The sequence below is a fragment of the Aminobacter sp. AP02 genome (genome assembly GCF_003148805.1).
Lineage (GTDB): Bacteria > Pseudomonadota > Alphaproteobacteria > Rhizobiales > Rhizobiaceae > Aminobacter.
Window position 1 is genome coordinate 1 of record NZ_QGGX01000049.1, and the last position, 8,654, is coordinate 8,654.

General features: G+C 61.3%; 9 protein-coding genes. 8 read left to right on the forward strand and 1 reads right to left on the reverse strand.

Going from position 1 to position 8,654, the window contains the following annotated elements:
- Window positions 1–51: 51 nt before the first annotated feature.
- The 3 genes from C8K44_RS26860 to C8K44_RS26870 all read left to right on the forward strand — a co-directional run bounded on the left by C8K44_RS26860 (window position 52) and on the right by C8K44_RS26870 (window position 2,469).
- Window positions 52–981 (forward strand): electron transfer flavoprotein subunit alpha/FixB family protein, encoded by a 930-nt coding sequence (locus tag C8K44_RS26860; RefSeq protein ID WP_109578815.1) that lies wholly within the window; start codon window positions 52–54, stop codon window positions 979–981.
- Between the two features lie 88 nt (window positions 982–1,069).
- A complete protein-coding gene (locus C8K44_RS26865) occupies window positions 1,070–1,945 on the forward strand; it encodes an MBL fold metallo-hydrolase (RefSeq protein ID WP_109578816.1) in 876 nt (291 codons plus the stop codon).
- 89 nt (window positions 1,946–2,034) lie between these two features.
- Window positions 2,035–2,469 carry a heme-binding protein gene (locus tag C8K44_RS26870; RefSeq protein WP_109578817.1) on the forward strand — a complete coding sequence of 145 codons (435 nt, stop codon included), beginning with the start codon at window positions 2,035–2,037 and terminating at the stop codon, window positions 2,467–2,469.
- 370 nt (window positions 2,470–2,839) lie between these two features.
- On the opposite strand, the gene C8K44_RS26875 is transcribed toward C8K44_RS26870, so the two are convergent.
- On the reverse strand, window positions 2,840–4,174 hold the full coding sequence (locus tag C8K44_RS26875) for a PLP-dependent aminotransferase family protein (RefSeq protein WP_109578818.1): 1,335 nt from the start codon (window positions 4,172–4,174) through the stop codon (window positions 2,840–2,842).
- A gap of 99 nt (window positions 4,175–4,273) precedes the next feature.
- On the opposite strand from C8K44_RS26875, the gene C8K44_RS26880 reads away from it, so the two are divergent.
- From C8K44_RS26880 to C8K44_RS26900, 5 genes are all read left to right on the forward strand, one after another.
- On the forward strand, window positions 4,274–5,248 hold the full coding sequence (locus C8K44_RS26880; RefSeq protein ID WP_109578819.1) for a nitrate ABC transporter substrate-binding protein: 975 nt from the start codon (window positions 4,274–4,276) through the stop codon (window positions 5,246–5,248).
- Between the two features lie 32 nt (window positions 5,249–5,280).
- Window positions 5,281–6,153 carry an ABC transporter substrate-binding protein gene (locus C8K44_RS26885; protein WP_067969681.1) on the forward strand — a complete coding sequence of 291 codons (873 nt, stop codon included), beginning with the start codon at window positions 5,281–5,283 and terminating at the stop codon, window positions 6,151–6,153.
- A 6-nt stretch (window positions 6,154–6,159) separates the two neighbouring features.
- Window positions 6,160–7,071 (forward strand): amino acid ABC transporter permease, encoded by a 912-nt coding sequence (locus C8K44_RS26890; protein ID WP_067969299.1) that lies wholly within the window; start codon window positions 6,160–6,162, stop codon window positions 7,069–7,071.
- A complete protein-coding gene (locus tag C8K44_RS26895) occupies window positions 7,058–7,831 on the forward strand; it encodes an amino acid ABC transporter ATP-binding protein (protein ID WP_109578820.1) in 774 nt (257 codons plus the stop codon). The genes C8K44_RS26890 and C8K44_RS26895 overlap by 14 nt, the downstream gene beginning before the upstream one ends.
- Before the next feature lie 30 nt (window positions 7,832–7,861).
- On the forward strand, window positions 7,862–8,654 hold a 793-nt coding region (locus C8K44_RS26900), incomplete at its 3' end, for an amidohydrolase (RefSeq protein ID WP_109578821.1).

Sequence of the window (8,654 nt, forward strand, 5' to 3'; positions counted from 1 at the left end):
CTCAAGAACGAAGCCGGCGTGCTGTAAGCGAAGCGGAAAGGGATCAAAGACATGGCAATTCTCCTCATCGCCGAACACGACAACGCTTCGCTCTCGGACCAGACCGCCAAGGCGCTGTCGGCAGCCCAGAAGATCGGTTCCGACATCGACGTTCTTGTCGCCGGCAAGGGTGCGAAGGCTGCCGCCGACGCTGCTGCCAAGCTCAAGGGCGTGCGCAAGGTTCTGCTCGCTGAAAGCGAAGAACTGGCAGAGCGCCTGGCCGAACCGACGGCAGCACTGGTCGTCGGCCTCGCCGGCAACTACGACACCATCGTTGCCGCTGCCACCTCGACCGGCAAGAACGTCGCCCCGCGCGTCGCTGCCCTGCTCGACGTCGGCCAGGTTTCGGAGATCATCGAGGTCGTCGCCCCGGACACCTTCAAGCGTCCTATCTATGCCGGCAACGCCATCCAGACGGTGCAGGCACCCGGGGGCAAGAAGGTGATCACCGTGCGCACTGCCTCCTTCCAGGTAGCCCCCGAGGGCGGTTCAGCCGCCGTCGAGGCGGTTGCTGCAGCCGCAAATCCCGGCCTGTCGAGCTTCGTCGAGAACAAGCTGTCGGAGAGCGATCGTCCGGAGCTGACCTCGGCCAAGATCATCATCTCGGGTGGCCGGGCGCTCGGTTCGTCGGAGAAGTTCCAGGAAGTCATCCTGCCCGTCGCCGACAAGCTCGGCGCCGCCGTCGGCGCCAGCCGTGCTGCGGTCGAAGCCGGCTACGCTCCCAACGATTGGCAGGTCGGCCAGACCGGCAAGGTGGTCGCCCCCGATCTCTACATCGCCTGCGGCATCTCGGGTGCGATCCAGCACCTCGCCGGCATGAAGGACTCGAAGGTCATCGTCGCCATCAACAAGGACGAAGAGGCCCCGATCTTCCAGGTGGCCGACTATGGCATCGTCGGCGACCTGTTCACTGTCCTGCCCGAGCTCGAAAAGGCGCTTTGAGTGGGCAGCGGCTCGGACAGCGCAATGATCGGCGCCCTCGACGATGCTGAATCGCATTTTGTCGGAAACATAAACTGAGGAGAGGCGCATGCCGATGCACCCGCCGGGCTTCTACAAGACACACGTTGGAGAATTCACGGTTACGGCTCTGCATGACGGCGTTATCGTCCGGGACAGACCTAGCGGATTCATCAAGGACGTGGACGAGGCAACGATCGAGACCGTGCTTTCTCAAGCGGGTTTCGGCCCCGGAAAGCTGGTCCTGACCTTCACTGCATTCGCGGTGGAAAGCGATGGCCAGCTTCTCCTCATCGATGCAGGGTTTGGCGAGAACGGTCCGGCGACAACCGGAAAGATTGGCGCAAATCTTGATGCGGCCGGCTACTCGGCCGATGACATCGACGGCATACTCATCAGTCATTTCCATGCCGATCATATTGCAGGGTTGATCACCAAAGAGGGCACACCGGCTTATCCTGGCGCGGCGGTCTACGTTCCAGCGCCGGAATGGAACTTCTGGATGAGCGACGATCAGATGACGCGTGCGCCCGCAGGACTGCAGCAGACCTTTCAGCTGTGCAGGAAGGTATTTGGTGCGCTGGGCAATGTTCGGAAATTTGCCTGGGGAGACGAAATCCTGCCGGGGATCTCTTCGGTCAAGGCGCCGGGTCATACGCCAGGGATGACGGCTTTCGATATCAGGTCACAAGGCGAGCGACTCCTCTACGTCGCAGACGTCTCAAACAACCCGACTGTCTTTGCACATCATCCAGATTGGCAGGCGATCTTCGACATCGATGGACTGGATGCCGTCGCCACTCGCAAGAAGCTCTTCGATGAAGTGGCGGGCAGCAACGTGCGCATTGCGTATTTCCACGCACCTTTTCCCGGGCTCGGCTTTGTTGCCCGCGTGGGGGAGACATATACCTACCTGCCGCAGGTCTGGGGCGTCGAGGCGAGTTAATTGCCCGCAATGCGAGGATTCCACTGGCAGGTGCTGGAGCGGAAAATCTTCATTGCCACATTCAGACAGCAGCCACGAAGGATGCCGCAATGCCGGAACTGACACTTGCCACTGCCAACATCATCATCGAGGCAGCTTTCGCGAAAGCCGCGGCGAACGACCTGAAGCCGCTGACTATCGCGGTCCTTGACGCTGGCGGACACCTGAAAGCCTTCCAGAAACAGGACGGCGCGTCGATGTTGCGTTACGAAATTGCCGCAGGCAAAGCCTACGGCGCACTTGCCGTTGGCATGGGGTCGCGCTGGCTTGACCAGATAGCGAAGGAGCGCCCGCATTTCATCGAGGGTCTGAATGCCGTATCCGGCGGCCGCATCGTGCCGGTCCCTGGAGGCGTGCTCATTCGCGATAAGGAAGGAGTGCTTCTGGGCGCGGTCGGTATTAGCGGCGACACGTCTGACAACGACGAGCTCTGCGCCATTTCGGGTGTCAGCGCTGCTGAATTGAGATACCAGCTTGGCGAGTAGTGCACAGGTTTAGCTTTTGAGCCGACGGCGGACAAAAGGTTCGGCCCACTCCGAACTGAATGTCAGCAACCGAAAATCTAGACCGAAACCGGACGGTGTGCTGCCGGCCCCGCTAGCGCCGCGACGCAAAGACCAGAGTGCGCTGCGCGAAGTCGGATAACCAAACAGTGTTGAGGAAAGCTGGCGGGGGCACCAGAGCCTGACATTCAGTGTCGGTCGCTGCTGCCATAAAAAATGCTGATCATGCGATGAGCGGACCGTTCCGGGTGGTGCAACGCCTCGAATGGAGGCGCCGGCCGTTTGTCCAGCTACTCGGCAGGGTTTTCGGCCGAAAATTGGAGTTTCTGTCGTGACTGGGTCTGCGAGGCGCTTATCTCGGCGTGGCAGCAGCCGCCGAGATAGCATCGGCAACGCGATGGACCTCTGACAATTGAAGGACGCTGGTGGCGACGCGAACGGAGCTGGTTGGCTTCGTCGAGAACCTGGAGCCTGCACTGACGGCGATGCCGCGCGAGGCCAAGGTTATCAGCGCGTAGTTCTCCGACTCCACCGGAACCAGAACACTCAGCCCGTCGCCTGCGTTGATCTCCAACCCGTGCTCGAACAAGGCCCCCGCCAGAGCATGTCGGCGCTCACGGTAGGCCGCCCGTGCCCGGCGCACTACATTTTCGGTTTCGCCATCCTGCAGGAGCCAGGACGTGGCAGCCTGCAGGATGCGGCTCGTCCAACCGGCGCTGAAGCTCCGATATGATTGGATCTGTTCTACAACGCTCGCGGAGCTCGACAGTACGGCCAGTCTCAAATCCGGCCCCAACGTCTTCGAATATGATAGGATATGGATGACACGGTCCGGAAAGCGCCGCCCCAACGAGTGTCGTGCCGCCTCGGAAACGTCGCCGACGCCGTCATCTTCGATAATGAGCGCACCCGAGCCTTCCAGTACGTCGCCCAAGGCTTCAAGTCTCTCTCGTGTCAGGGAGGTTCCGGTAACGGAGTGTACCCTTGGCTGAAAAAGGAACGCGACGGGACTTGCCTTCATCGCCTCCACCAGCGCTTCCGGAATTGGTCCCAAGCCGTCGCAGGCGACCGGAATAATCGGAACATTGAGGTCTTCCAGTATGTCCAGCAGGCGCAAGGCTGTCGGATCCTCGATCGCCACCGGCGCGCCAGGCGTTACGAGCGCATGGAGCAGCGTGTAGACGGCGTTGTATCCGCCATTCGTGACGAGGAAGGCCCCAGGATCATAGGGCCATGTCGGTCGCACAACTGCCTCGAGCTCCGGCAGGATACGGACACGCTCGTAGCTGTTCAGATGACTGGCCTTTGCGCCGTGCACGAGTGCCTGCTCGAGCCGAGGCAAGAGTTGCACATCCGGCGACGCAACGCCGAGGTTCAGAACATCCGGCCCATAATTGCCGCTGCTGACCAGACGGGTCGGGCGCGGGGCAAAACGATCGCCCATCACCCAGGCGCCGTTCCGCCCCCGCCCGCCGATGACCTTGTGGCGGCGCAAGTCGGCCCAGGCGATGGAAACCGTGGCCGGGCTGATCCCGAGCCTGAACGCAAGGTCACGCACCGACGGCAGCTTGGTGCCGACGGGCAAGAGCCCCGAACGGATCATCGCCCCGGTCTCGAGCGCTATACCGCGCGAGGTACGATCGCCCAGGCGATCTGCGAACCATTGAGCATCGTATCGATCAACCATGTCAGGCAACTTTAAATGTTTAATGTCATAATAACATTTGCTGCAATCGGCTTAAACATTTACGGAGCTTTCGTCAAATCCACCGGCACGAGGAATTTCATGCGCGTTCCGATCAGAATCGCCACCCGGGACTGGGACTACCTGACGCCGCTGATCCTGGGTGACGTGTCCTCGGAACGCATCGATCTCCAGGTCGACCGGGTCGGATCGCTGATCCCCGACCTTGCGGGGAGCGATGTCTATGATGCGGCCGAAGTGTCCTTCAGCCGCTACACCTCAGCCATGGCGGAGGGCATCGATGCGGTTGTCGGCATTTCCTGCTTCATCATGCGCGGCTTTCGCCACCGGTGCATCATCACGACCGAAGCGAGCCCCCTGACCAGGCTGTCGGACCTTGCCGGAAAGCGTATCGGCGTCACCGGCTGGCGTGACTCTGGCAACACCTGGACACGGGCGGCGCTGCGGCGCGAAGGCGTCGGCGTTGAAGAAGCATTCTGGATCGCCGGTCGCCTGACGGCGGCTCATCCGATCGTCGACCGGTTGGACGGCTTTGGTCGCCCCGGACGTATCGAGGCGGCGCCCGGCGAGCGGCCGATGATGGAGCTCCTTGCGGATGGGGAGCTCGACGCAGTCTTCACTCCGTTCATGCCGGACGGTTACTTCGAGAACGGTTCAGGTTTCCGCCAGTTGCTGCCCGACTTCCCGGCGGCGGAAAAAGCCTATTTCGACCAGGTGGGGTATGTGCCCGGCATGCATATCGTTGCGGTTAAGGCAAAGCTCGCCGAGCAGCATCCCTGGCTTCCTGGCGAGTTGGCGCGGCTTGTCGATGAAAGTCAGCGGGCCTGGACGTCCAAGCGGCGCAAATACGCCGAAACAACGCCTTGGATCTTCGATGAATTGTTGCGTTCGGCACGCGATCTGCCGTCAGGCTGGAACGACAGCGGGCTCGAAGCCAATTCCGCAATGATCGGGGACTTCATCACCGAACTGCGCGAGCAGGGCGTGCTGAAGTCCGACCTTACACCGCAGTCGCTTTTCCCCTTTGAAGCAAAGCTTCCGGCGAACGCTGCCTGAAGCAATTCACCAACACGATGGAGGAGAATATCATGAAGAAATCGCTTTGCATTGTGACTGCGGTCGCAGCCCTGCTGGCTGCAAACACCGCCTCGTCCCAGGACATCCAGAAGCAGGCCCAGAACGACGATCTGCGCGCACGCCTGCCTCAGGAGATTCGCGACGCAGGCAAGATGATCGCCGTCAACAACGGGTCGTTCCCTCCCTATGAAATCGTCACCGGAACCGAGCTGACGGGCGCCACCAAGGATATCTCGACGGCCATCGGCGAATTGCTCGGGATAACCATCGACCACGCGTCGGTTGCCGGTCTTCCGGCACTGCTCAGCGGCGTCAATTCTGGACGCTATCAGTTCGCCATGGGGCCGGTCGGCGACTATCCCGATCGCCAGAAGGCCAACGACTTTGTGGACTGGGCGCGCGAATATGTCGTCTTCGCCGTCGAGAAGGGCAATCCTTCGGGCATCACCTCGCTTGATGCAACCTGCGGCAAGCGCATCGCCGTTATGGCGGGCGGCTCGGCGGAAAAGGTCATCAAGGAGCAGTCCGAGAAATGCGTTGGCGCCAGCAAGCCGGCGGTCGAGGTGCAGTCCTTCACGGATCAGCCCAGCTCGATCCTGGCCGTGCGTTCGAAGCGCTCTGATGCCTTTTTCTCCTCGCAGGCACCGCTGACCTATTTCGTACAGCAGGCCAATGGCCAGCTCGAGTTGGCAGCCGTCGGGCAGGCTAACGGCTTCAAGGACATCTACCAGGGTGCCGTCGTCAAGAAGGACTCGCCGCTGGGCGGCGTGCTGCTCGACTCGTTCAAGATCCTGAAAGAGAACGGCACCTACGCTCAGATCATGAAGAAGTGGGGTCTCGAGAACAACATTATCGACACCCCCGGCATCAATCAGGGGCAGTAAGGGCCAATGTCCAGTTCCGCTCTGAACCAGACGGAGGATGCGCTGCGCGACGTAAAACTCGCGCACGTACCGTTCCCCCTCACGCGCGTGGCCTTGTGGGCCATCACCTTGGCCGTCGCTCTCGGCTTCGCCTACATTGTGGCGGTCAATCCGAACTTCGGCTGGCCGGTAGTCGGTCAGTACTTCTTCGACCCGACAGTCATGCAGGGCCTGTGGGTGACGCTCGGCCTCACGGTCGTCGCAATGATCATCGGCGTTGTGCTCGGGCTGATCCTGGCCATTGCACGCATGTCGCAGGATCGCCTGGCGTCTTCACTGGCCGGCCTGTTCATCTGGTTCTTCCGCGGAACACCGCTGCTCGTGCAGCTCATCTTCTGGTACAACATGTCGACCCTGTTCCCGCGCATTTCCATCGGAATCGCGAGCTGGGACACGAATGATCTCATCACCCCCCTGACGGCAGCCATCGTTGGTCTTGCGCTCAACGAAGCGGCGTACATGGCGGAGATCATTCGCGGCGGACTGCTTTCGGTGGACAGGGGCCAGGCCGAGACGGCGCAAGCTTTTGGCATGACCAAGGCGCGTGCACTCAGGCGCATCATCATTCCGCAGGCGATGAGATCCATTGTGCCGCCGACCGGCAACCAGCTGATCAGCATGATCAAGGCGACCTCGCTGGTCAGCGTCATCGCCATGGCCGATCTGCTCTACTCTGTCCAGTCGATCTACAACCGGACATTCGAGATCATCCCGATGCTGATGGTGGCGGTGCTTTGGTACCTATTCATCACCTCGATCCTGAATGTCGGACAGGGCGCCATCGAACGCTACTACAATCGTGGCGAACGCGGTGTGGCCGCCACTGACCGGAAGAAGGAAAACACCATACCTGCGGGAGCTGCCGATGAGCGCGTCTGAAACCGTCCTCGTCCGCGCCCGTGATGTCCACAAGGCATTCGGACCGCTGGAAGTCCTCAAGGGCATCGACCTTGATGTCGCGGCCGGCGAAGTGGTGGTCATCCTCGGGCCGTCAGGCTCGGGGAAGTCGACTTTCCTCCGCTGCATCAATCATCTCGAGACGATCGACCAGGGCTTCATCGAGGTGGACAAGGAGCAGATCGGCTTCTGCCTCAAGAACGGCCGGCTGAACAAGCTCGGCAGCCGCGATATTGCCGCCCAGCGCAGCAAGATTGGTATGGTGTTCCAGCAGTTCAATCTCTACCCGCACATGACGGCCCTCGAGAACGTCATCGAGGCGCCGATCGGCGTCCACAAGCAAAATCGGGCTGAAGCCACTCGCCATGCCCGCGAGCTCCTCATACGCGTCGGGCTTGCCGAGAAGGTCGACGCCTATCCCAGGCAATTGTCCGGCGGCCAGCAGCAACGCGTGGCGATTGCCCGCGCGCTGGCGATCCGTCCGCGCTTGATGCTGTTTGACGAGCCCACTTCCGCCCTCGACCCGGAACTGGTGGGCGAGGTTCTGGCGACGATGCGTGACCTGGCCAAGGAAGGCCTGACCATGATCGTGGTCACCCACGAGATTGGTTTCGCCAAAGAAGCGGCTGACCGCGTCGTATTCATGGATGGAGGCGTGGTGGTCGAGCAGGGTCCACCCGCCGAGGTCCTGACCAACCCCAAGCATCCCCGCACCAGAAGTTTCCTCAGCCGCTTCATCTGACCGGTGGGCCCGACCAAGGAAGAATGCCTCATGTCTCAAACTTCAAACCAGTTCGCCCGCATTGAGGATTTCGAGGACGGGACTGCCAAACTTGTTGAAACGCGCAGGCATCTGCATGCGCATCCGGAATTGTCGTTCGAAGAAGTCGAAACCGCCGCCTATGTTGCCGAGCGGCTCCAAGGCTGGGGCTATGAGGTGACGCGCAATGTCGGCGGCCTCGGGGTTGTCGGCCGGCTGAAGCAGGGCGAAGGCGGCCGCAGCATCGCAATTAGAGCGGACATGGATGCTCTGCCGATCCAGGAGGCAACCGGCTTGCCTTATGCGAGTAAGGCGAAGGGCAAGATGCATGCCTGCGGCCACGATGGCCACACGACTATGCTGCTTGGGGCAGCCGAGTATTTGGCGCGCACGCGCCATTTCAACGGCACCGTCAATCTGATCTTCCAGCCGGCCGAGGAGGCAGGAAGAGGCAGTGGTGCCCAGGCCATGATCGCCGACGGCCTTTTCGAGCGCTTTCCCTGCGATGCGATCTTTGGCCTGCACAACCATCCGGGTGCGCCGGCAGGAACCTTTCTCATGCGTCCGGGGCCGCTAATGGCTGCCGCCGACACCGCCACGATCACCATCACTGGCCGCGGTGGCCATGCTTCCCGTCCGCATTTGACGGTCGATCCGATCGTGGTCGCGGCCAACATGGTGATGACACTGCAGACCATCGTGTCCCGCAACGTCAATCCGACGGAAACGGCTGTGGTGACGGTGGGAACCATTCACGGCGGGACGGCGTCCAACGTCATCCCCGAAAGTGCCGAGATCACCGTCA